Origin of the sequence: Mogibacterium pumilum (assembly GCF_002243385.1) — a bacterium.
In the GTDB taxonomy this organism is placed as follows: Bacteria; Bacillota; Clostridia; order Peptostreptococcales; family Anaerovoracaceae; genus Mogibacterium; species Mogibacterium pumilum.
Genome location: NZ_CP016199.1, coordinates 972858 through 995279, shown reverse-complemented (window position 1 = coordinate 995279; position 22422 = coordinate 972858). Strand labels below are relative to the sequence as shown.

Annotated in this window: 22 protein-coding genes and 1 tRNA gene; 5 read left to right on the top strand and 18 right to left on the bottom strand. The window is 41.6% G+C overall.

Annotated elements, in window-relative coordinates:
* The first annotated feature begins 319 nt into the window (after positions 1–319).
* The gene (gene pepT, locus AXF17_RS04775) at positions 320–1537 is read left to right on the top strand and encodes a peptidase T (protein WP_094234046.1); all 1218 of its coding nucleotides are present in this window, start codon (positions 320–322) and stop codon (positions 1535–1537) included.
* Between the two features lie 349 nt (positions 1538–1886).
* Here pepT and AXF17_RS04770 read toward each other — a convergent pair whose 3' ends face one another.
* From AXF17_RS04770 to serC, 16 genes are all read right to left on the bottom strand, one after another.
* Positions 1887–2768 carry a tyrosine-type recombinase/integrase gene (locus AXF17_RS04770; RefSeq protein WP_094234045.1) on the bottom strand — a complete coding sequence of 294 codons (882 nt, stop codon included), beginning with the start codon at positions 2766–2768 and terminating at the stop codon, positions 1887–1889.
* Between the two features lie 34 nt (positions 2769–2802).
* On the bottom strand, positions 2803–3339 hold the full coding sequence (locus tag AXF17_RS04765) for an NUDIX hydrolase (protein ID WP_094234044.1): 537 nt from the start codon (positions 3337–3339) through the stop codon (positions 2803–2805).
* 290 nt (positions 3340–3629) lie between these two features.
* Positions 3630–3968 carry a hypothetical protein gene (locus AXF17_RS04760; RefSeq protein WP_094234043.1) on the bottom strand — a complete coding sequence of 113 codons (339 nt, stop codon included), beginning with the start codon at positions 3966–3968 and terminating at the stop codon, positions 3630–3632.
* Between the two features lie 116 nt (positions 3969–4084).
* Positions 4085–4636: a hypoxanthine phosphoribosyltransferase gene (gene hpt, locus AXF17_RS04755; RefSeq protein ID WP_094234042.1), complete on the bottom strand. Its 552-nt coding sequence runs from the start codon at positions 4634–4636 to the stop codon at positions 4085–4087.
* 20 nt (positions 4637–4656) lie between these two features.
* Entirely contained in the window at positions 4657–5271 is a 615-nt protein-coding gene (gene yihA / locus AXF17_RS04750; RefSeq protein WP_094234041.1) for a ribosome biogenesis GTP-binding protein YihA/YsxC, read from the bottom strand.
* 16 nt (positions 5272–5287) lie between these two features.
* Entirely contained in the window at positions 5288–7633 is a 2346-nt protein-coding gene (lon, locus tag AXF17_RS04745; RefSeq protein WP_094234040.1) for an endopeptidase La, read from the bottom strand.
* Positions 7634–7707: 74 nt separating this feature from the next.
* Positions 7708–8979 carry an ATP-dependent Clp protease ATP-binding subunit ClpX gene (gene clpX, locus AXF17_RS04740; protein WP_094234039.1) on the bottom strand — a complete coding sequence of 424 codons (1272 nt, stop codon included), beginning with the start codon at positions 8977–8979 and terminating at the stop codon, positions 7708–7710.
* A 12-nt stretch (positions 8980–8991) separates the two neighbouring features.
* Positions 8992–9585, bottom strand: coding sequence for an ATP-dependent Clp endopeptidase proteolytic subunit ClpP (gene clpP / locus AXF17_RS04735; RefSeq protein WP_094234038.1), 594 nt, complete (start codon positions 9583–9585; stop codon positions 8992–8994).
* Between the two features lie 38 nt (positions 9586–9623).
* The gene (gene tig, locus AXF17_RS04730) at positions 9624–10946 is read right to left on the bottom strand and encodes a trigger factor (protein WP_094234037.1); all 1323 of its coding nucleotides are present in this window, start codon (positions 10944–10946) and stop codon (positions 9624–9626) included.
* Between the two features lie 75 nt (positions 10947–11021).
* Positions 11022–11636, bottom strand: a complete 615-nt coding sequence (locus AXF17_RS04725) for a CYTH domain-containing protein (RefSeq protein WP_094234036.1) — start codon at positions 11634–11636, stop codon at positions 11022–11024.
* Between the two features lie 152 nt (positions 11637–11788).
* Positions 11789–12589, bottom strand: a complete 801-nt coding sequence (murI, locus tag AXF17_RS04720; RefSeq protein ID WP_094234035.1) for a glutamate racemase — start codon at positions 12587–12589, stop codon at positions 11789–11791.
* Positions 12590–12638: 49 nt separating this feature from the next.
* Positions 12639–12724, bottom strand: a tRNA-Leu gene (locus tag AXF17_RS04715).
* Positions 12725–12851: 127 nt separating this feature from the next.
* The gene (locus AXF17_RS04710; protein WP_094234034.1) at positions 12852–13133 is read right to left on the bottom strand and encodes a DUF1292 domain-containing protein; all 282 of its coding nucleotides are present in this window, start codon (positions 13131–13133) and stop codon (positions 12852–12854) included.
* Between the two features lie 72 nt (positions 13134–13205).
* Positions 13206–15119: an excinuclease ABC subunit UvrC gene (uvrC, locus tag AXF17_RS04705; protein WP_094234033.1), complete on the bottom strand. Its 1914-nt coding sequence runs from the start codon at positions 15117–15119 to the stop codon at positions 13206–13208.
* Positions 15120–15145: 26 nt separating this feature from the next.
* Positions 15146–16567 carry a D-alanyl-D-alanine carboxypeptidase family protein gene (locus AXF17_RS04700; protein ID WP_169711321.1) on the bottom strand — a complete coding sequence of 474 codons (1422 nt, stop codon included), beginning with the start codon at positions 16565–16567 and terminating at the stop codon, positions 15146–15148.
* Positions 16554–17645, bottom strand: a complete 1092-nt coding sequence (gene serC, locus AXF17_RS04695; RefSeq protein WP_094234031.1) for a 3-phosphoserine/phosphohydroxythreonine transaminase — start codon at positions 17643–17645, stop codon at positions 16554–16556. Before serC ends, AXF17_RS04700 begins: the two co-directional genes overlap by 14 nt.
* Before the next feature lie 228 nt (positions 17646–17873).
* Between serC and AXF17_RS04690 the strand changes: the two genes are divergently transcribed.
* From AXF17_RS04690 to AXF17_RS09325, 3 genes are all read left to right on the top strand, one after another.
* Complete coding sequence (locus AXF17_RS04690; RefSeq protein ID WP_094234030.1) at positions 17874–18998, top strand: 3-phosphoglycerate dehydrogenase; 1125 nt, start codon at positions 17874–17876, stop codon at positions 18996–18998.
* Positions 18999–19329: 331 nt separating this feature from the next.
* Positions 19330–19593, top strand: coding sequence for a hypothetical protein (locus tag AXF17_RS04685; protein ID WP_094234029.1), 264 nt, complete (start codon positions 19330–19332; stop codon positions 19591–19593).
* 176 nt (positions 19594–19769) lie between these two features.
* Positions 19770–20249 (top strand): hypothetical protein, encoded by a 480-nt coding sequence (locus tag AXF17_RS09325; protein WP_216858791.1) that lies wholly within the window; start codon positions 19770–19772, stop codon positions 20247–20249.
* 351 nt (positions 20250–20600) lie between these two features.
* Here AXF17_RS09325 and AXF17_RS04675 read toward each other — a convergent pair whose 3' ends face one another.
* Positions 20601–21398, bottom strand: coding sequence for a hypothetical protein (locus AXF17_RS04675; RefSeq protein ID WP_094234027.1), 798 nt, complete (start codon positions 21396–21398; stop codon positions 20601–20603).
* Between the two features lie 187 nt (positions 21399–21585).
* The gene (locus AXF17_RS04670) at positions 21586–21837 is read right to left on the bottom strand and encodes a helix-turn-helix domain-containing protein (RefSeq protein WP_094234026.1); all 252 of its coding nucleotides are present in this window, start codon (positions 21835–21837) and stop codon (positions 21586–21588) included.
* Positions 21838–21992: 155 nt separating this feature from the next.
* On the opposite strand from AXF17_RS04670, the gene AXF17_RS04665 reads away from it, so the two are divergent.
* Positions 21993–22422, top strand: a 430-nt coding sequence (locus AXF17_RS04665) for a helix-turn-helix domain-containing protein (protein ID WP_237049000.1), incomplete at its 3' end; no start/stop codon positions are given.

Here is a 22422-nt window from a genome sequence, read left to right as displayed (position 1 = left end):
TACCTTTCTGAGTCACCATCAAGACCCGCTCATCCTTTCTATAGTGTAAATCATCAATTTAACTTAAAGCCAAGCACATGTAAACAATCGAAAAAAACAACTGCATACAACAAAATAATATAACACCAGACATCGGAAACTGTCAAGATTTCAGCTAATATTCTGCGGTATGTTTTTATTATATTTCTTTACTTATCGTAAACTTATTTGCTCCCTTATCCCCCATTTGAGTAGTTAAATAGTTGGAAGAAAACGTTGTTTATGATAGTATGATTTATATAATTGAAAATAAGATTCGGTTTCACAAGGAGGATCTTCCATGAAAGCACACGAAAGATTACTAAAATACGTTTCGTATCGCACACCAAGTGACGGTAGTAGCGAAACTTCGCCTTCAAGCCAGTGTCAGTTCGAACTAGCATATGCGCTGGTAGAAGAGCTCAAAGAGCTCGGTGTAGAGGATGCAGCATGTGATGAGTATTGTTATGTATACGGACACATTCCTGCTTCTCCAGGTAAAGAAAATGTAACTGCAATCGGGTTCTGCTCACATATGGACACAGTTAGCGACTATTGCGACCACGATGCAAATCCACAGATTATAGATAATTATGACGGTGGTATTGTAGCCCTCGGCGATAGCAGGTTAGTGCTTGATCCGGAAGTTTTTCCTCATCTTAAGGATCTTAAAGGTCATACCCTAATAACTACAGATGGTACAACTATTCTCGGAGCTGATGACAAAGCTGGTATCGCAGAGATTATGACTATTATTGAACATATCAATGAATTTGAGCACGGTCCGATCTCAATTGCATTCACACCTGACGAAGAAATCGGTAGAGGTACTACGCACTTTGATGTAGCAAGATTTAATGCAAAATACGGCTACACACTCGATGGTTCAACTGAAGGTGAAGTTCAGTATGAAACTTTCAACGCAGCAACTGCAAAGGTTTATGTAAAGGGAGAAAACGTTCATCCTGGTTCTGCAAAGGACGTAATGATTAACGCAGCACTAGTTGCTATGGAATTTGATTCACTACTTCCAGCAGCTGAACGTCCTGAGAGAACCGAGAACCACGAGGGGTTCTATCACCTAATGTCGATGAGTGGCACTGTAAGTGATGCAAATATGACTTATATCGTGAGGGATCACGATGCATCCAAGTTTGCAAATAGACAGGACACTATGAAGATGGCTGAAAAGTTCCTCAATGAAAAATATGGCGAAGGAACTATCAGAATAGATATTAAAGAACAATACAGAAATATGGCTGAAGTTCTCGAGCACTGCCCAGAAGCAATCGAAAATGCTAAGAAGGCTTGCAAAATTGCAGGTGTAGAGCCTCTGGTAATTCCAGTTAGAGGTGGAACTGACGGTGCTAACCTGAGCTTCATGGGGCTACCTTGTCCTAACCTGGGAACTGGTGGTCACGCATTCCATGGACCTTACGAACATATTACTGTCGAAGGCATGGAGACTGGTGTTGCAGTAATCAAGGCTCTTATCGAGGAATTTGCAAAGGAAGCTTAAGATACTCGTTTTATACACGAAGAGATCGAGTAGGGGCTAACTTGTAGCCCCTCTCTCACCACAGTACGTGCCGTTCGGCATACGGCGGTTCAACCTAAAGAGTAATCTACATAGCTTATGAGTCCTCGTTTAGATTGTCTCCTTTCCTTCCTCTGCTCTTGCGCCTTGGTATTAGGTTTCTGTTCGTTAGGCTACGATTTCGCTATCCCTTCTTCTCTCCCAAGCCTCACAACTTGAACCTTGGGAGTTGCTTTGGGGTTCGTCAACAACTACGTCCCTTGTGGACTTTCACCACAGATTGACGCATGCCCGTCATACCACAAAAAATCCCGCTAGTGCGGGCTTTAAATTATGCTCTTGGGTGCGTTCTACTATATACATCCTTGATTCTGATGTTGGTTACAGATAGATAGGCGATACCTACAGCCATATCATCGAAGCCCATAAGCTCCTGAAGAGTCTTTAGATCACCACCATTCTGTAAGATATGTACAGCGAAACTATTTCTAAGAATTTGAGGAGTCATACGATCCTCGATTCCAATCATAGCACCATACTCTTTTAGCATCTTCCAGATTCCCTGTCTTGTCAGGGGTTGTCCTCTGAAGTTAATGAAGACGTAGCTATCATCTGTAACTTCTGTGTGAGATAATCCGGAGTAAGCAGTCTCTCTATATTTGCGGAGAGCTTTCTGTGCATACGAACCAAGCGGTACAATTCTGCTCTCGCCCTCTCCGTCACGAAGCGTTACAAAGTTCATCTTGAGGTTGATATCCTCAAACTTAAGACGTACAACTTCAGTAACTCTAGCACCTGTTCCGTACATTAGCTCAAATAGAGCCGTATCTCTGATACCCTTTACAGTCTGATCAGGTAAAGCAAGCAGCTTCTCCACCTCTTCAACAGATAGGAACTCAATCTGTCTCTTATCATTTTTTGCAGACTTAATCTTAGAGAATGGGTTATCCGTCACCTCTCCAGTTTCTATTCCATAGTCGTAAAATGTTCTCAAAGACGAAAGTTTACGATTGATGGTTGCTTTAGATTTGCTCGCATTGTTCAAGTCTAGAATATAAGCAATCGAATCGCTTTCCTTGCAATCAGCTAACTCTCTACCACTATGATTCTCAAGGAATCTCGCAAACGAGATAACATCCCTCTTGTAAGCCACCAAAGTATTGTTGGCTTTCCCTTTTACATCGCGCAGATACGTAATAAATTCATTAATCATAACCTAACCCCCGTTATAACTACATGCACCTAGTCTAGATAATCCCCGCATTCTTAGCAAACAGTACACCTGCAACCGTCTTGCCATCTTCAATATCCCCGGACATTATCTGTCTAACGACCTCTTCAGGTGTCATTTGAACGATATCGATATCTTCTGTCTCATCGAAATCGGTTTTCCCTGGGTTGAGATTATGACAAACATAAAACTCTAGTATCTCTTCAGAATACCCAACACATGGCGCCATTCTAAAGAGCTTAACCACTCGTCCCGCTGAATATCCCGTCTCTTCTTTGAGTTCACGCTTTGCTGCATCTTCGAACGACTCTCCAGGCTCCACCCTGCCAGCTGGTAGTTCAACAATCTGCTTTTTGAGAGCTTGTCGCCATTGTTTTACAAAAATAATTTTGCCATCTTCTGTAATCGGTATAAGTACGGCAGCTCCCCCATGCACAACGATGTCCCTGTATGACACCTTGTCATTAACTGCCAAAATCTTATCCCTTCTTATGTCAAAAATCTTTCCTTTGTATACAATATCCGACTCTAATGTTATCTCATCGTAAGCCATAAATATTCCTGAATACCCTCCATTTTACTAATATAACTTTATCACAATTTGAGTAAACAACTTGCTATTAATACTTAAAAAACACAAAAAAACATTAGATTTTTAGCTTGAAATTTGCATAATTTGCAGAAATAATAAAAATCCCTCGTAATTGTACTTAAAAACGAGGGATTTTTCAAATTATGAATTATGTGTTGCTCTCATATTACACACGCACATGCGTAAGAAATAAGATACGGTTAAATACTATCACTAAAAGAATTCCCTTCAGCACACTTTTTTACATACATCTAATAAAGACCTAAATTGGTTGCAAATGCATACATGAATCGCATCTTCCATTTCTTCCATGTATTTGTATGGGCAAAATCATCGAAGCCACCGCCTCTAACCTTGACACTACTGACTACACCTTGCCTGTAATAATCTGGAATTTCTTCTAGCGCTCTCTTAAGACAGTCCAGCTTGACAACTGCATCATCTAGCCTGTGATCCTCTTCAGAACCCTGATTAGAACTCTCCACGATTCTCTCCAATCTCTCCATATCGCGAATCATCCACACACACTGATAATAGACTTCTCTCGGGAGACTGCGCTCTCCCTCAACTCGATATTGATACTCTTTCATACATAGCTCCTCCTTTACAAGACTAGTCTATTAAAAAGAAAGACAAAAGTAAATGGACCTGCATAAACAGGTCCAAATAAGTCGATAATAGTTACTCAAACTAAAGTTATTAATGATTAATCCTCGGGCTGAAGGTAGCTGATATAAGGAAGACCTCTGTACTTCTGATCGAAGTCAAGTCCATATCCTATGATAAATAGGTCATCAACGGCAAATCCGATATAATCCGCCTCGAAACCTGTAGTACGACGTGATGGCTTATCTAACATAGTGCAAACCTTGATAGTCTTAGGGTTTCTCTCCTTCAGCTTCTCAAGTAGGAATGTGAGAGTCGTTCCAGTATCTACGATGTCCTCAATGATGAGAACATTCTTCTGATAAAGGTTCATGTCGGTATCCATCTTGATCTTAACTACGCCCGAGCTAGTAGTACTTGAGCCGTAGCTACTCGCCTTGATGAAGTCGATACTAGTGTCAATAGTCAACTCCTTGAGTAGGTCGCACATCCAAGGTACAGAACCTTTAAGTGCACCTATCACGATAACCTCTTCACCTTCAAAATCCTTTGAAATCTGTTCAGCAAGCTCCTTTGCACGTGCTCTAATCTGCTCTTCTGTGTATAAAATCTTACCAAAGATTCCGCTTTCCGAAGCCTTAATGTTAGTCATTCGTTCTCCTCCGCTCTTAATTAATCGTCGCCCTCTTCATAATTTTCGTAGTTTTCCAGCAGTTGCTCGATTTCTCCCAACAGAACATCATGCCCTGTTCGCTTGAGTGTACTCACCGGAATAATTTTATCATCCTTGTTCATACCCAAAGTCTTGCGAATTTTGGAGATATTTTTGCTACGCTGATTAGATGATACTTTGTCTGCCTTAGTTGCCACTACAATACCATCTAGGTTGTAGTATTTGAGATACTCATACATCTGAACATCCTGTGCAGATGGATTATGTCTGATATCTACCAGCTGAATCACCTTGAGTAGTCCTTTTCTACTCTCGAGGTATCCCTCCATCATAGCTCCCCACTTCTCCGATTCAGACTTTGACACTCTAGCATACCCATACCCTGGAAGGTCAACTATTCGAAACTCGTCATTCACTCTATAAAAGTTAATAGTTCTCGTTTTACCTGGGCTACCGCTAACCCTTGCTAGATTCTTTCTCCTAGTAATCAGATTCAACAGCGAAGACTTTCCTACATTTGATCTACCTGCAAAAGCAATCTCCGGTACACCAGGCTCTGGATACTGTGTAGCTTTGACTGCTACTGCCTCGAGCTCGGATTTATTTATCTGCATCTCTCAACCTCTTTATTTATTTGCTTTCAGTTTCTTTTTTACCAGATTTATCCTCAAGCATTATCTCCTTAAATGCATCCTCTGCTGTCTCAAGGAATACAAATCTGAGCTTCTTGCGCACGGAAGCTGGTATTTCTTCTACATCGCGTTTGTTATCGTCAGGAAGCAGAATCTTTCTGATTCCCTGTCTATATGCGGCAAGCACCTTCTCCTTGATTCCGCCAACAGGCAAGATTCTGCCTCTCAGCGTAATTTCTCCCGTCATAGCAACGTCTCTTCTAACCTTATTGCCAGATAATGTCGAGAAAAGCGCCGAGCACATGGTTACACCTGCAGAAGGACCATCCTTAGGAGTTGCGCCTTCAGGTATATGAACCTGTATATCATTTTCCTTAAATACGCTATCAGGTATGTCATACTCCGAAGCCACCGATCTGATATAGCCGAGTGCAGCCTGAGCCGACTCCTTCATCACGTCACCCATCTGACCAGTCAATATGAGCTTTCCACTTCCTGGCATCTTGAGTGTTTCAATTTCAAGTGTTACTCCGCCGACAGCTGTCCACGCCATACCAGTCGTCACACCAACCTGAGGGCTTAAATCATCGAGATCTTCTCTAAATATCCTTTTACCCAGATACTTTTCGAGGTTTCTAGAAGTAATCATGTATTTGTGCTTTTTCTCTGTAACGATATTCTTCGCAACCTTACGGCAAATTGAACCGATTGCACGCTCCAGATTACGAACACCGGCCTCTCTAGTGTAGTAGTTGATAATATCACGTATAGCCGATTCAGAGAAGGCAAGCTGACTCTTCCTTATCGCGTGCTCCTTAAGCTGCTTAGGAATCAGATAAGTCTCGGCGATATTGACCTTTTCCTCCTCAATATAGCTCGAGAGCTCAATCACTTCCATTCTGTCGAGCAGCGGTCTTGGAATCGTCTGCGTAGTATTTGCAGTGGTGATAAACATCGCCTTTGACAGGTCGAACGGCACCTCGAGATAGTGGTCCGTAAATGTCTTGTTCTGCTCTGGATCCAGCACCTCAAGCAGTGCTGATGCAGGATCTCCCCTGAAATCATTCCCAATCTTGTCAATCTCATCTAGCAAGAATAGTGGATTGTTCGTCCCTGCTTCGATAAAGCTGTTGATTACTCTACCCGGGATTGCTCCGACGTAAGTTCGTCTGTGACCTCTGATTTCTGCTTCGTCTCTAACACCACCGAGTGACATTCTCACGAATTCTCTATTGGTAGCATGTGCAATCGAGCGAGCAATAGAAGTCTTACCGACTCCCGGAGGACCAACGAGGCAGATTATAGGCCCTTTTGCACCCTTTGTAAGATGCATAACGGCAAGCTGCTCTAGGATTCTCTCCTTGACCTTCGTTAGGCCATAATGTTCGTTATTAAGCGTTTTTTCAGCTTTCTTGATGTTTGTATTGACCTTGGTCTCTTTGTTCCAAGGAAGCTCAAGAATCGTCTCTATATAGGTTCTGCTGACATTAGCATCGGGACTCATCATGTTCATCTTACGGAACTTATTTATCTCCTTGCGGATTTTTTCATCCACCTTCTCGTCGAGCTTGAGCTCATCGAGCTTATTTAGCCATTCGTTAGCCTCATCCTCAGTGTCATCATCGTTCTCTCCGAGCTCCTCTTTGATTACATTGAGTTGCTCACGAAGATAATACTCACGTTGGCCTTTATTCATGTTCTGCATAACTCTATTGTTAATGCGCTTTGCGAGTGCCAGAACCTGATTCTCTCTCGAGATAGTCTCAACCAGCTGTTCTATCAAGTCATTTACAGAATCGAGATCTAGAAGCCCCTGAAGCACATCGAACGGCACATCAAGTTCTCCAGCGATAATGTAAGCAAGTGCTAGTGGATCCTCTACTCCATCAATTAGAGCACGAGCGGCTGCCTCTCCAGCATTGCTCATCTCAACATATCTAAAGTAAGTCTGCTTAAGTACTCTTGTTAGCGCGGTAATATTAAGCTCATCACTCTCTTCAGAAACGGCATCAGCCACTTCATAGTCACAATAAAGCGTATCATCCTCGTCATACACCGCCGAAAGTTTAACGCGGCTTCCGCACTCTGCGAGCACTCTCACGTATTCCTCATGGCGCTTTACAACTTGCTTTACACGAATTTCTACACCAGTCATGAAGATATCTTCTTCTTTTGGTGCATTTATAGAAATGTCTCTCTGAGTTGCTACGACGAGATACTTGTCCTCGTTCATAGCCGCATCTAGCGATTTCAGCGACTTATCTCTTCCAATATCAAATCCCACTATTGTATTTGGGAAGAAGGTCTGTCCCCTCAATGGTATGAATGGTACTCTTACTTTCATACGCCCTCCTTAAGTCCCTATACCACAAAACGGCATCAAAACATTAATGCCGCCTTGAGATATCATTTGAAATTTTATGCGTCCTTTGCCTTAATATCAGAATCTATCACAAGAACAGGCATGGTACCCTCTTCGACAGTTTCCTTGGTGACGATGCACTTACGCACATCTTCCCTTGACGGCAATTCATACATGACATCCGTCATTATGCTCTCAAATATCCCTCGCAGGCCTCTAGCACCTGTCTTAAGTTCAATTGCCTTGTTAGCAATGGCTGAAATAGCCTCGTCTTCAACTTCAAGCTCGATATCGTCCATAGAAAGCATGGTCTTATACTGCTTGATAAGCGAATTGCGTGGCTCCTTCATAATTTTGCTAAGAGCTTCTTCACTTAGTTCATCAAGTGAAACGATTACAGGAAGTCTTCCTATTAGCTCCGGAATAATTCCGAACCTCAGCAGGTCTTCTGGTTCTACTAGTGACAAAATCACCTTCTCATCGATATCTTGAGCTGAGTCATTTGTAGAGTTAAAGCCTATAACCTTATTTCCAAGCCTACGTTTGATTATAGTCGAAAGTCCAGCAAAAGCTCCACCACATATGAATAGCACATCTTTCGTGTCGAAGTGAATGAACTCCTGCATCGGGTGTTTTCTTCCACCCTGAGGTGGTACATTCGCAACTGTTCCTTCGATAATCTTGAGTAACGCCTGCTGAACACCTTCACCGCTTACATCTCTCGTAATTGATGTATTTTCAGACTTACGGGCAATCTTATCGATTTCATCGATATAGATAATCCCTTTCTGCGCTCTCTCTAAATCTCCATCAGCAGCTTGATATAGTCTGAGCAGAATATTCTCGACATCCTCGCCGACATATCCCGCTTCAGTCAATGATGTAGCGTCCACGATTGCGAATGGAACATCAAGGATGCGTGCCATCGTCTGGGCTAGCAAAGTCTTGCCGCTACCAGTAGGACCGAGCATCAGAACATTACTCTTCTGAAGTTCAACTGTATCCTTTTTCTTCTCAGCTGCATTATTCTCTAGATATTTAATTCTCTTGTAGTGATTGTAAACAGCAACAGCAAGGCTCTTTTTAGCAGCATCCTGCTCTATTACATACTCTCCTAACTCTGCCGCAATCTCCTTAGGAGTTGGTAATGAAGTCAAACTCTCTTGCACTTCTCTCGGAGTCCCATCATCCTTGAGTAGTTCTGAACACATTTCAATGCACTCATTACAAATATTTGCATCCTGACCTACAATTATACGTCTAACCTGAGAGCTTGTCTTGCCGCAGAAGGAACACACTAGTTCATGCGGATTATGATTATTCTCCAACTCTGCCCCCCTTTATCTGCTCAACTCTTCCTTAGATAGGACCTTATCTATCAAGCCGTATTCAACAGCTTCTGGTGCGGACATAAAATTGTCGCGGTCAGTATCTCTTAGGATTGTCTCATAAGGCTGACCTGTCGCCTCAGCAAGAATGTTGTTGAGTTTGTCCTTAGTTTTCTGCATCCACTCTGCTTGGATTTTGATATCTGACGCCTGTCCTTTAGCTCCGCCAAGTGGCTGGTGAATCATTATCTCGGCATTAGGTAGCGCAAAACGCTTACCCTTTGTACCCGCTGTCGTGAGAACTGCTCCCATGCTGGCCGCCATTCCAAAGCAAATCGTTGCGATATCAGGCTTAACGTACTTCATCGTATCGTAGATACCCATACCTGCCGTTACGGAGCCACCCGGTGAATTGATATAAATATTGATATCCTTCTCTGGGTCCTCGGCTTCTAGAAACAATAGCTGTGCAACGACAACGCTCGCTATGTGATCATCTATCTCCTGATCAATAAAGATAATTCTATCTTTGAGCAATCTGGAATAGATATCATAGCTGCGCTCTCCGCCGCCTGTCTGCTCAACTACGTAAGGTATTAAACTCACTATGCTTCCTCCTTATGGCAGATCGTATCATAGGGAACTTATTTGCTCTCCTCTGCCTCTGCCTCTTCCTTCTTCTCAACAAGCTTAGCGTTATCGAACATGAAGTCGATAGCCTTGCGTGTCTTTACGTCCTCTGCGAAGAATCTCAGGTTTTCTTCGCCCATAACCTTCTTAACCTGTTCGATTGACTGACCATACTGATCAGCGAACTTCTGTAGTTCTTCCTCAAGCTCAGCTTCTGTAGCTTCGATGCTTTCCTTAGCAACAACTGCTCTGATGAGAATTCTCATAGCAACTCTCTTCTTAGCATCCTCTCTTGCTCCCTCTCTTACATCACTAATTGTCTGTCCGAGAAGCTGCATGTACTGGTCAAGAGATAGACCCTGGTAAGTGAGCTGCTGATTCATCTCGTTAACCATTCTATCAATCTCGTCCTCTACCATTGCTGCAGGAACATCTACTTCATTAACTTCGCAAAGTTTATCTAGGAGCTCGTTCTTCATCTGAGCTTCGTCTCTATCCTTTGCGTTCTTCTCTAGGTTCTTCTTAACGTCAGCCTTGAGCTCTGCAAGTGTCTCAAACTCGCTTACATCGCTAGCAAGCTCATCATCGATCTCAGGGAGCACCTCAACCTTGATTTCATGAATCTTAGTCTCAAATAGAGCATCCTTACCTGCAAGATCCTTAGCGTTGTAGTTCTCCGGGAAAGTAACCTTTACGTCTACTTCCTCGCCAGCATCCTTACCGATTAGCTGATCTTCAAATCCTGGGATGAACTGTCCAGAACCTAGCTTAAGCTCAAAGTTCTCAGCCTTTCCGCCATCAAAGTGCTTCCCATCAATAGATCCATTGAAGTCGATAACTACTGTATCACCTTCCTGAGTCTTTCGACCTTCTACTGTCTCAAGTCTAGCCTGACTCTTCTGGATTCTCTCAAGATCTGCCTCAATGTCAGTATCAGTAACCTCGGAAGCAACTTTTGTTACTTCAAGGTTCTTATAGTTCTTAATCTCAACTTCTGGGAAAAGCTGTACAGTTGCAGTAACTGTAATATCCTCGCCCTTCTTAACCTCGTCAACCTCAAGCTGTGGATTAGCAACAACCTCAAGATCCAGCTCTACTACTGCTTCTGGATAAGCCTTGTTGAGTAGATCATTTAGAGCCTCATCATAGAAGATGTCCTCTCCGTAGTTGTTCTCGATGATCTTTCTAGGTGCTTTACCCTTGCGGAACCCGTCAATCGAGAACTTATCCTTGTTCTTCTTGTATGCATCTATAATCGCATCTTCAAACTCATCAGCTGTAAATACGAGGGTGAATTTAGCGATGTTTTCTTCCTTTGAGATAAGGTTAGTGTTCATTATATATCCTCCTAAATTTTGGTTCTTAAATAATTAATGTTGATATTATGTGATGTATATGGAGCTACGCTGTAATTATTCAGCAAAGCCCTTCTGCAGCTTGGAAATATTCTCAGCCTTGAGATTATACTTCTCCGCCAGCTTGCATGCTATATATTTGAAGTCATCTTCGCTTCCGTGATACCACTCGAGCTCCATCTCTGAGATAGGAACATCTCCGAACTCTCCGTGAACGGTACCAACGTCAAAAGACAGCGCGCTTATCGAATCACCTGTATCGATTTTGAGCAGCTTGCGCGTGAAATCCATTCTCATAACTTCATTAAGCTTTTTGTTTCCAGCAGCTTTAATAAGAACGTCATACGCCTCACTTGACTCAAACGCTTCAATATCAGGATCCATTGCGAACCTCTCATCGTTGATAACGAGATTGAACTCTTCTCGCGAGTGAAGACCATCTTCAACCTTATTATCCCACTTCACTGTAGCTGTGATACGGTCATTTTCGTATCTTACCCTATAGGCAATCCCTGCTTTGCGAAGGTCAAGGTCTTCTGTGTCGAAATAAATCGCCTCCATGTCAATCTCTTCTAATGTGTTACGATCAACGTAATCATCAAGCATAGAATCACTTAGAATCTTGTCAACAAGAGACGCTTCATCAATGCAAAATTTAAACTCTGTTTCCATATAAACTCCCAATAGCCGCTAGTACGGCATTTTTCATAATATCAATTGATTTTACATAAAAGCGTTGATTTTGTCAATGCGAGAGCCACTTTGGCACCCACTTTTGAGCATATCTACACACTTTTGACATAAAAAATACCGCTTTCGCGGTATTAATTGTCTAATTTCTTCAATTTTATTTTTGTATCGTACCCTTCAAACAACGTATCTGTCATTCTCAAGAAGTTTTCTGATAAGTCACTGGCATAGAATCTGTCTGGAAAGTCATTTTCGCCCGCCAACATATCCTTTTCTGTCAGTATAGTAACTACATCTCTGATAACCTCTGCTGAAGAATTATATAATTTGAGGTCAGGATATATCCTATTGATATTATTCGCAATAAGCGGATAATGCGTACAACCGAGAATAAGACTGTCTATGTTGTTCACCTTTACGAAATCATCCATATAGTACTTGATAGTGAGATCCATAATCTTGTTATCGATGATGCCCTCTTCAATGAGCGGTACAAACGCTGGACACGCTAGGCTATATGTATTGATTTTCGGATTGAGAATATGAATGCTTTCAGTATATACCCCACTCTCTATAGTAACCTTTGTACCGATGATTCCAACGCTATCAACCCCATCTGCTGCCACACGCCTTGCTGTCGGATCGATTACGCCAACGATTGGCACTTCAGGATGTCTCTCCCTCAGCATATCAAGCGCCATAGCTGTAACGGTATTACAAGCGATTACAATCAGCTTAACATTCTTGCTCACAAGATAATCGACTATCTGTGCCGAAAACTTACATACAGTGTCTGGCGACTTCGAGCCATACGGAGTTCTCGCGGTATCTCCGAAGTAGAGAACTTTTTCATTTGGAAGAGCGCGCTTAAGAACCGGCACGCTAGTAAGCCCACCAAGCCCCGAATCAAAAAAACCTATTGCTCTATTATCCATCTCCATCTCCTTAATAAAAAAGCGAGGTTTTGTATAAACCTCGCCCATGTGGTGCGGATGGAGGGACTCGAACCCTCATGACTGTTCATCACACGGACCTGAACCGTGCGCGTCTGCCAATTCCGCCACATCCGCTCATCCAGTTTCTAACTGAAATTGACAAGCGATATTATACAATAATTGCCGTATATTGTAAATATTAAATACTCACAGTAAAACCGCGCTGACGAAATCAGCGCGGCGATATAATCTATCAAATATATTATTCGTCTTCCTCTGCCATTGCTGCTTCGAACGCCTTCACAGCAGTATTGAACTCTTCCTCATCATCAATATCTACGATATCAAATGTATCAGCATCGATATCCTTATATCCATAGATGTATACATCGTCAGTTCCATCTATTGGGGCAAGAGCAATATACTCCTTGGAGTCAGCTTCGAATGTTCCTAGAACATCGCAATCAACTGCAGTTCCGTCGTCAAATTCTAGAGTGATTATATCCTCTTCTTCTTCAATCATGTTACGTTCTTCCTGAGACATAGTTACTCTCCTTTTCTCTATCTGTGTTAGGTTAATATAACATTAATAAGTTTATATATCAATGCATTTTCGTTATTTCTTGCTAAAGTATTCGATTATACTCTCCGCAGCCTTACTATTGATGGTATCGCAGACCAGCAGTTCTTCGTAGCTCGCTCGCTTAATAGAATCTATATCTTTGAAATGCTTCAGCAGTTCCTTTCGCCTCGACGGGCCAATCCCTGGAATCTCTTCAAGAACTGACTTCGTCATTGCAGAAGTTCTTCTTCCTCTCTGGAACGTAATAGCAAATCTGTGAACCTCTTCCTGTATGCGGCCGCAGTAGCTGTAGAGGAATGGCTCTCCTTCGAGTTCAATCTCTGATCCATCACCAAATACGATTGCTCTTGTCCTATGAACATCATTCTTTGCAAGCCCCACTACCGGAATTGACATACGAAGTGCTGAAACAACCTTCTGCACGGCATGAACCTGTCCGAGTCCACCGTCTATAAAGAGTATGTCGGGATATGTGCTGAATCCCGAATCACCATCTTTTGCACGTTTTAAGCGCCTATAAATGACCTCTTGTAACGATGCATAATCATCGCCTTCAGCATCTTCACTCTTAATCTTGAACTTACGGTAATCATTTCTTATCGGCTTTGCACCCTCGTACACGACCATAGCTCCGACAGTATCGAGTCCGTTCATGTTGGAGATATCGTAGGCCTCAACTCTATACTCTCGCTCGTCACCATCTTCGATGATGTAAGGAATCGCGCCCTCAATCTGTGCCGCTCTTTTGATAAGCCTTGTAATCTCTTCTCGCAGCTTATCTTTTTTCTCAGAATCGCGCTCAGCTCTCTCGTCGAGACCTTTAATAACCTGTAGCGAGTCATTTATCGCGAGGTCAAGGATCGCCTTCTTCTCACCGCGTTCGGGAACTATTATCTTAGTGCGATGCATGGTGTCACTTTTAGCCTTAGAATTCTCTTCGTTAGTATTATCGAGGAGTCCGATGATTAGCTCCTCCTCTTCTATGTGCTCGGTCAGCAAAATCTCCTTAGGCAGCTTGGCACTTCCTGTATAGTGCTGCTTTATAAACGCGGATACCATCTCGCTCCTCGTACTGCTCAAATCTGAATTGTATTCATCCATATAATGAATCTCTCGCCCGATAAGCTTACCCTCACGCACTTTGTACTGAGCGATAATTTCGCTATTTTGCGTTACCAGAGGAAGCAGCACGTCGATGTCTCTATCCGCAGCCATCGTCGCTCTCTGAGTCTCCCCGAGGGTTTTAAACGCATTTATATAATCCCTGTATTTGGCAGCTTCTTCATACTCCATCCTGTCAGATGCAGTCATCATTTTTTCCTTGAGTTCCTTGATGAGCTTCGCATCCTTGCCATTCAGAATCTTGAGGATGCTGTCTATCATCTCTTCATACTCAGCCTTGTCTGTAGCATTTATGCAAATGCCCTTGCATTTTCCAATATGATAATTTAGACATGGTCGAAAGTTTGCCGGAAACTCCTTAGTCTTACACTTCTTGATCGGATATATCTCATCAATGAGTTTAATTATCTTCGTAACAGCCCCACTATCCGAATAAGGTCCGAAATACTTATTGCCATCTCTCTTGACTTCTCTAGTCCTAATGACTCTTGGGAATTCTTCGCTTGTGGTCACTTCGATATATGGATATGTCTTTCCATCCTTGAGAAGAATATTATATTTAGGCATGTACTTCTTGATGAGATTGCACTCTAAAATGAGTGCCTCCATCTCTGTAGCGCACGTAATATAATCGAATTCCGCAATGTTGTCCACCATAGCACGCACCTTAGGAGAGTACTGTGATGACTTGTGGAAATACTGAGAAACACGATTTCTTAACTTAATAGCCTTGCCAACGTATATTACGTTACCAAGGCTATCCTTATGCATATATACTCCTGGCGAGAGGGGTAATTTTTTTAGTTCTTCTTCGATGTTAAACATTGAATGATTTCCCTATAATCTCCAGTCTATTTGTAAGTCCAGTTGCGCCTTCTTCTATCTTCTTCGATTTCAAGACGCTGCCTAGCTAGCTCTCGAATTTTCTCCTTATGCTTTCTATCTCTCATTTTCTTCCTGCGCCTTCTAATATTTCTAGCACGCACAAATAGCATGATTATTACGAATAGAATTAAGCATATTATAACCGTCATCATATTTGAAATGTAAATGTATGACGGCAGCCAGCCAACTTTGACATCTTCCTTGATGACGATGTCTACAGTACCAGTAAGCTCATTTGCAACGTAGATTCGGTATTCTCCAACCTTATCACCTGCTTTTAGAGGTGCTTCCACATTGTTAAATATTACCGACTCAGTCTTGATAAGAGAGTCACTTCCTTCTGGAGGGATATATACGAAGCCTTTGCTAGCGGTGTAGGCTTTCAGTCTAGTTTTTGCACCATGCTTTACCTTAACCCTGCCAACCTTGACATCCTTCTTGATTATGACTTTCTGAGTAGCCTTTTTAAATCCATAATTAAACAGCTTAATTGCATCACCCGAAGACTTGCCTTCCGCTTCGCCAAAAAGCACGACTACGAGGTTCATATCATTACGAGTTACGTATGCGAGGAAGACCTCTTTGCTTTCAGGTTCCGTAAGTTTGGAGTACATTCCGCCCTTGAACCCCTTGTAAGAATCGCTGCCCGACATAAGTGGATGAGAGTTTGTAATCTTCTTATCGCCATCACCATCAGTTACTTTTACTGTGTGGCTATTCTCGCCAGACATCCTCTTAATTACACCGTACTGATACGCTGCCTTTGCGATTTTCGCTGTATCCTCAACTGTAGAATACTGATCTATGTCGTACTCACCAGTTGAATTTGTATATCTCGTATTGACTAGTCCCAGCTGTTGAGCCTTTGAGTTCATCTGGTCGACAAAGTTTGACTCTGAACCAGCTGAATAAATCGCCAAAGCCTTGGCAGATTCAGCATCCCCTGATATTAGCATGGTGTACATGAGGTCTTCAACCTTGACGCTTGAGCCTGATGGAAAAGTCGTGCCTGCTCCATACATGTCATCAGAGATTTGGACATTGTTCTTATATTCTTTATCATCGTGCATGTTATCGATAACCACCATGGCTACCATGAGCTGCACTGTGCCCCCCGGCTGGAGCTTCCTGTCTTTTCGCGACGAGTAAACCACTTCACTCGTAGACGCCGAAAAAACAACCGCCGATTCCGCCTCTATCTCAGGGGCCGCAATGGTGCTCGTCTTGGTTTTAGCCTTCTTCTTAGATTTAGAAGCGGCAAAGCTTGTATTAATATTGATGGTGACCATCAATGATGACACCAGAAGCATCACCATGACGATCACCAAAATTCTTACAAGACTTTTATTAATTTTTTTTGAATTAACAATCTCGTTATTTATTCTCATTCTCAAATTTTTCCATGTAAGCAACAAGAGCCTCAACACCTTCCTTAGGCATTGCATTGTATGTGCTCGCTCTCATTCCACCAACTGTTCTGTAACCAGCGAGGTTAATCATACCTCTTTCCTTAGCTCCAGCGATAAATTTCTTATCTAGCTCAGGGTCTCCAGTTACGAAAGTGATATTCATGAGAGATCTGTCTTCCTTAACAACAGATGGTTTGAACATCTCGCTCTTGTCGAGGTATCCATATAGAATGTCAGCCTTCTCAACGTCACTTTCGTGAGTAGCCTTAACTCCTCCGTGGCTTAGCAGATACTTGAACACTTCGCCAGCCATGTAGATTGGGTAGCATGGAGGTGTGTTGTACATCGAACCCTTCTTAGCGTGAGTAGCATAATCTAGGTAAACTGGAGTATTGGCAGGAGCCTTTCCTACGAGGTCCTTTCTAACGATTACGATTGTAACACCAGCAGGAGCAACGTTCTTCTGAGCTCCGGCATAGATTAGACCGAACTTAGTAACATCTACTTCTTCAGAAAGGATGCAAGAAGACATATCTGCAACTAGTAGGTGATCCCCTACGTCAGGAACCTCATTGCAGTGTGTTCCGAAGATAGTGTTGTTATAGCATACGTGAACGTAGTCTACGTCAGGTCTGATATCCTCTGGTTTAAACTTAGGAATATATGAATAGTTGTCTTCCTCAGAACTTGCAAGAATCTTAATATCACCGAACTTAGTAGCTTCCTCATAAGCCTTTTTAGCCCAGTTACCAGTGATTAGGTAGTCAGCCTTCTTGCTGCCAGTTAGTAGGTTGATAGGAACCATGGAGAACTGGAGAGTTCCACCACCCTGTAAAAATAGTACATAGTAATCTTCAGGAATGTTCATGAGCTCTCTTAGGTTCTTTTCAGCATCCTCGATGATCTGCTTGTATTCAGCTGATCTGTGGCTCATCTCCATTACAGACTGTCCTGTTCCTTCGTAGTTGAGCATCTCCGAAGCAGCTTTCTCTAATACCTCTACAGGAAGAGTTGAAGGACCTGCAGAGAAGTTAAATACACGTTCATTTGTAGCCATTTAAATACCTCCAAATTTGTTTCAAACTTACATGAAAATTGTAGCACTTTCAACATTGAATGTAAAGAATAATAATGCTATACTTAATATCGTAAATAGTGCATTTTTCAACACTTGCGGCAGTATAAAGCCGCATATCACACGATAGATGGGCTATTAAGCGAATTATTATTTTCAACACTTTGACCACGCCACATAACCTTGGCGGCAAGTAGGAGGTACTTAAGAATGGATAAGTTTAATATCGGTACGCTCAACAACATTTCACAGGTAGGACTTAGCAGACTTACAGACAGATATGAGTTGACAGAAGATATAGACACAGCACACGGAGTTGTCGTTCGTAGCTTCAAGATGCACGAAATGGATTTCTCCGACAATTTGATGGCTATCGGTAGAGCTGGTGCAGGAGTGAACAACATTCCTCTAGACAGATGTGCTGACGAAGGCATCGTAGTGTTCAATGCACCTGGAGCAAACTCCAATGCGGTTAAGGAGCTGGTTATTTCAGCTATGATTATGGGCGCAAGAAACATCTGCGAAGGTGTTGCTTGGACTAATACTCTTGAAGGAGATGTTTCTGCACAGGTTGAAAAAGGCAAAAAGCAGTTCGCTGGAACTGAGATTTCCGGAAAGACTCTCGGAGTAATCGGTCTAGGCGCTATCGGAGCAAAGGTTGCCAATGCAGCTCACGCACTCGGTATGAACATTGTTGGAAACTCTGTAGTAGTTCACCCTATTCTCACAGCTCCATGCGAGATGTACGAAGATATTTCAGAGCTAGTTAAGGTTTGTGATTATATCTCAATCCACGTTCCTTCACTACCTGATACTATCGGCATGATTAACAAGGAGCTTATCGCTAACATGAAGGACGGAGTTATCATCCTCAACTTTGCTAGACCTGACCTAGTTGTTACTGAAGATATTCTTGCTGGAATTGAGTCCGGAAAGATTAGAAAGTACATGACTGACCTTCCAAGCGAAGAGCTAATCGGTAAAGCTGGTGTTATCGCAACTCCACACCTCGGAGCTTCCACAGCAGAAGCTGAAGAGAACTGTGCAGCTATGGCAGTTGATGAGCTTATGGATTACCTAGAGAAGGGAACTATTAGAAACTCAGTTAACTTCCCTGCAGTAGAGCTCCCTGCAAAGGAAGGATTCAAGAAGGTTTGCATCCTGTTCAAGGGTGAGCTTGATGTTGAGGCTGCTGTAAAGGCTGCTTACGGAAGCGTTGACGACATATGCGTTGGCAAGAGCCGCACAGAATACGGTGCTGCAATCGCTCTCGTTCCTGCTGATGCTTCTGGTGAACTAGCTGGAGAAGGAATCCTCAAAGTTCGCGAGATTTAATAAATATAGCGCTTGGGCTATTGGTTCGGTTTTGACCAAATTATAGTGATAGAATCAGTATAATTGCGAGCGAACTCACGTAATAAAACAAACTGCTGGCATATGCGTAACGCATTTGTCAGCAGTTTTGAATTTCGGGTTATAGGACAAAAAGAGTTGGTAAAAACCGCTGTAGTCGTTGAAATTTCAATGGATACAGCGGTTATATCTTTTTTGAAAGAAGATACAGGGTGGACAAAAAGAGTTGGTGAAAATGCTTGTAACCCTTGAAATTTCAATGTGTATTGGGGTTATATCTTCCTTAGAAACAGTATTCTAGGAGGATAATAAAATGAAGCATGTTATTTGCCCTGTTTTTGGAAATATTTGTATAAAATATGGGAAGAATAAATCAGGATCACAAAGGTGGATTTGCAAGAAATGCAATGAAAGGATTGGTGAGACTATGCAATACGACAATTCATTCAAGCAGGAAGCCATCGAACTTTCAGACGAAATCGGTGTCAGAAAGGCTACAGAGCAGCTTGCATTCCATATTACACACTTGCTGATTGGTGATATATCCGAAAGTATCAAGGTGCTTCATATTTTGTAGGCAGTGGTTACAAATGTAAACCTATTGACGAGAAAGACCGTCGGATACAGGAGCTTGAAGCCAAACTGTGTGAAACCAAGCGAGCCAATGAGATACTAAAGGATGCGGTTCTTTCGGAAGTTATACAGAACATCATTGATGAGTCCGTATTCAATGACAACTATGGAGTTCCCCGCATGCAGATGGCTCTTGCGCTAAGATGGCAAAAGGTCGGTATGCGCAAGCTCAGACAGATCATACTCAAAATGGGACTAATCCATGAACGAAAACGCAGGCCTAAAGATCTGACCAAAGCTACAACCGAGATTCAGGAGAAGGAAAACCTGATCCGGCAGGACTTCTCCACAGATAAGCCATATACCAAGCTACTTACAGATATACCTCAGATTCAATGCATCGATGGGAAACTGTACATTTCACCGATCATCGACTGCTTTAATGGGGAGATCCTATCGCTCATCATGCGTGATAACATGAAGAAAGAACTTCTGTATCTTATCCCGACATACAGAATGAAGATGTTAGAAGCAAAGTCCTGGATCCTCAAATATGTATTCACCTACTACAATACGGTGCGAATATATACGTCTAATCCAAGCGGGATTCCTCTGGCAGAATATAGAAGGATGGTGCTCTACGAAGCCCTGACAGCTTAAAACAATTTTGAGGGTTTAGAGACTGCACTTTTCTTGATATCTCCACTACTAATGTTTTCCCGTGCAAAATGGATTGGGCAAACTGCCCAATCCATTTACATTTCATAAGACCCTAAAACCAGACCCTAAAATTCGCCCCTTAAAAACTTTGATGACCAACAATTTTAGCAAACTACTCTCTTTTTTCTAAAATCCCCCAAAAACAAGTTCCTATAGTCATAAAAGGGAATACTGCAACAGAAAAAAATAATGATTTCTGCTTCATGAAAAGTACAATTAACAAGAAACACTGAGCGAATATTATCATTATAAATCTATCTTTTTGTTTTTTATCCATCATAAAATACCCCTTTAAACATTTGGAATATTATAACCATAGGTTCTGTAAAATGTTGATTTACCTTTAAAATTTGCTTCGGTATAAAGAGTTTGATCTAACCTATATGCTCTTAAATACCGTGGATTCCCTACATATCTCACGCTTTTAAAGGATAGGCAACTACTATATCCTCCTGTTAAATGTGCAAAGCATGCGGCGTTATATACATAACCAACCCAACCAGCCCCAGTTAGTATGATTCCAATAGCCGCTGCAGTCACCTGTCCAGCCTTTGTATTTAAATAAACTTTTTTTCTCGAAACAGTTCTATGATATGACCAAGACTTTACACCAGCTGGTGGTCTTGATGACCATGAAGAAGCTCTTTTAGGCGTAATACCATTGAAGTTTTCTGAAGAAACATCAGATATTTCAAGTTTTCTGCCATCTAAATACATATCTCCATTTGGTTCTACAACTAAATGATTCTCAATATCTCCTTCCTTAACATCAAAGATAATACTTCCATCCTTTCTTTTCAACAAACTAATATCATTAATACTCCCAGAGATGTTAGTAGTATACGTAAATTCGCCTGTTGTAGAGTTGCTGTTATATTTGACTGAATCAGGTTTTATCCCAAATGATTTTAATATTTCTAAATCATTAGATATTGTAACCTTATCTCCTACTGAAAAGCTTCTTAAATCTATTGATTTCCTATCCGGAATATTTGTTGCCGCTGAAATAGGAATGGAATACGAAAAAAGTAGAGTTAGTACAATAAATAAAACGATTATACGCTTGTTTCCAATAATATGCTTTTTCATAAGAGCTCCTTTCTCATTAAATCCAACTTCTGACAAATGTACTATTGTTTAATTTATAACATTTAATAAGCCATAATAAAAGGGTTTTATTTAATAGACTAAAAATATATAATTAAATTTAATGCTTATACACATGATTCTAAAATTCAGATGACTTCTGAAACTCTCTTTATACCATCATATTTTGCTATAAAATGATAAATGAAATAAGCTTACCTATGTGCAATAGCAATCCTTCAGGACCATATTTTTCATAACGGCTAACCCATCTTTGTACGTGTCCCTGGGCAGTCCCTAGGACTTTTGCACTAGCCTTGTAACTCATACCTTCTTCGATAACTCTTAAAACAGCTTCTAGTTTTTCTTCATACGAATATTTGCTCATAAAAAGTACACCTTCAAAAATTAGTTTGTGTCTAACTTTTGGGGTGCACTTCAAAATTGATATGTACCCTCCTTACTGGTTATCCAGTAAAGATGTTAAATATCACTACCACAAGAGGCTAATTTATTCTTTAATTTACAGACTTTTTAATACGCTGGGGGTGCGGACAAAAACCTGGACACATATTATGGCTCTGAAAGGAGTCATTAATGTATTCAAAAGAACAGAGGGCAAAGGCGCTACGCATTTATCATCAGATAGGATCTGTTACAGATACAGTGCGTCAACTTGGTTACCCCAGCAGAAAACACCTATATAACTGGATTCGTAACGAGGGAAAAACAAAAGAAAAACGAAAGAAGCTGAATCTTAAAAACACCACCGAACATCCCAGAAACCCTCCAGCGGAGTTTAAATTGAAAGTACTTCGTCGTTGTTTTGAAAATGGAGAGAGTGTAAAATTAGTATCAGAAGAGACTGGATACAGTCGTGTCATCATATATGTGTGGCGAAAGCGATATCTTCAAGGAGGTGTGTTTTCTCTGATGAACACGAAAAATATCAAGCCGGAAAAATTACCGGATACGGATGGGAATATACCTTCCGAAGAAATAGAATCATTCAGAAAGCAGATGTACG

Coding starts and splice junctions, on each gene's coding strand:
- pepT (WP_094234046.1), top strand. CDS start 320: ATGAAAGCACACGAAAGATTACTAAAATACGTTTCGTATCGCACACCA.
- AXF17_RS04770 (WP_094234045.1), bottom strand. CDS start 2,768: ATGATTAATGAATTTATTACGTATCTGCGCGATGTAAAAGGGAAAGCC.
- AXF17_RS04765 (WP_094234044.1), bottom strand. CDS start 3,339: ATGGCTTACGATGAGATAACATTAGAGTCGGATATTGTATACAAAGGA.
- AXF17_RS04760 (WP_094234043.1), bottom strand. CDS start 3,968: ATGAAAGAGTATCAATATCGAGTTGAGGGAGAGCGCAGTCTCCCGAGA.
- hpt (WP_094234042.1), bottom strand. CDS start 4,636: ATGACTAACATTAAGGCTTCGGAAAGCGGAATCTTTGGTAAGATTTTA.
- yihA (WP_094234041.1), bottom strand. CDS start 5,271: ATGCAGATAAATAAATCCGAGCTCGAGGCAGTAGCAGTCAAAGCTACA.
- lon (WP_094234040.1), bottom strand. CDS start 7,633: ATGAAAGTAAGAGTACCATTCATACCATTGAGGGGACAGACCTTCTTC.
- tig (WP_094234037.1), bottom strand. CDS start 10,946: ATGAACACTAACCTTATCTCAAAGGAAGAAAACATCGCTAAATTCACC.
- AXF17_RS04725 (WP_094234036.1), bottom strand. CDS start 11,636: ATGGAAACAGAGTTTAAATTTTGCATTGATGAAGCGTCTCTTGTTGAC.
- murI (WP_094234035.1), bottom strand. CDS start 12,589: ATGGATAATAGAGCAATAGGTTTTTTTGATTCGGGGCTTGGTGGGCTT.
- AXF17_RS04710 (WP_094234034.1), bottom strand. CDS start 13,133: ATGTCTCAGGAAGAACGTAACATGATTGAAGAAGAAGAGGATATAATC.
- uvrC (WP_094234033.1), bottom strand. CDS start 15,119: ATGTTTAACATCGAAGAAGAACTAAAAAAATTACCCCTCTCGCCAGGA.
- AXF17_RS04700 (WP_169711321.1), bottom strand. CDS start 16,567: ATGAGAATAAATAACGAGATTGTTAATTCAAAAAAAATTAATAAAAGT.
- serC (WP_094234031.1), bottom strand. CDS start 17,645: ATGGCTACAAATGAACGTGTATTTAACTTCTCTGCAGGTCCTTCAACT.
- AXF17_RS04690 (WP_094234030.1), top strand. CDS start 17,874: ATGGATAAGTTTAATATCGGTACGCTCAACAACATTTCACAGGTAGGA.
- AXF17_RS04685 (WP_094234029.1), top strand. CDS start 19,330: ATGAAGCATGTTATTTGCCCTGTTTTTGGAAATATTTGTATAAAATAT.
- AXF17_RS09325 (WP_216858791.1), top strand. CDS start 19,770: ATGCAGATGGCTCTTGCGCTAAGATGGCAAAAGGTCGGTATGCGCAAG.
- AXF17_RS04675 (WP_094234027.1), bottom strand. CDS start 21,398: ATGAAAAAGCATATTATTGGAAACAAGCGTATAATCGTTTTATTTATT.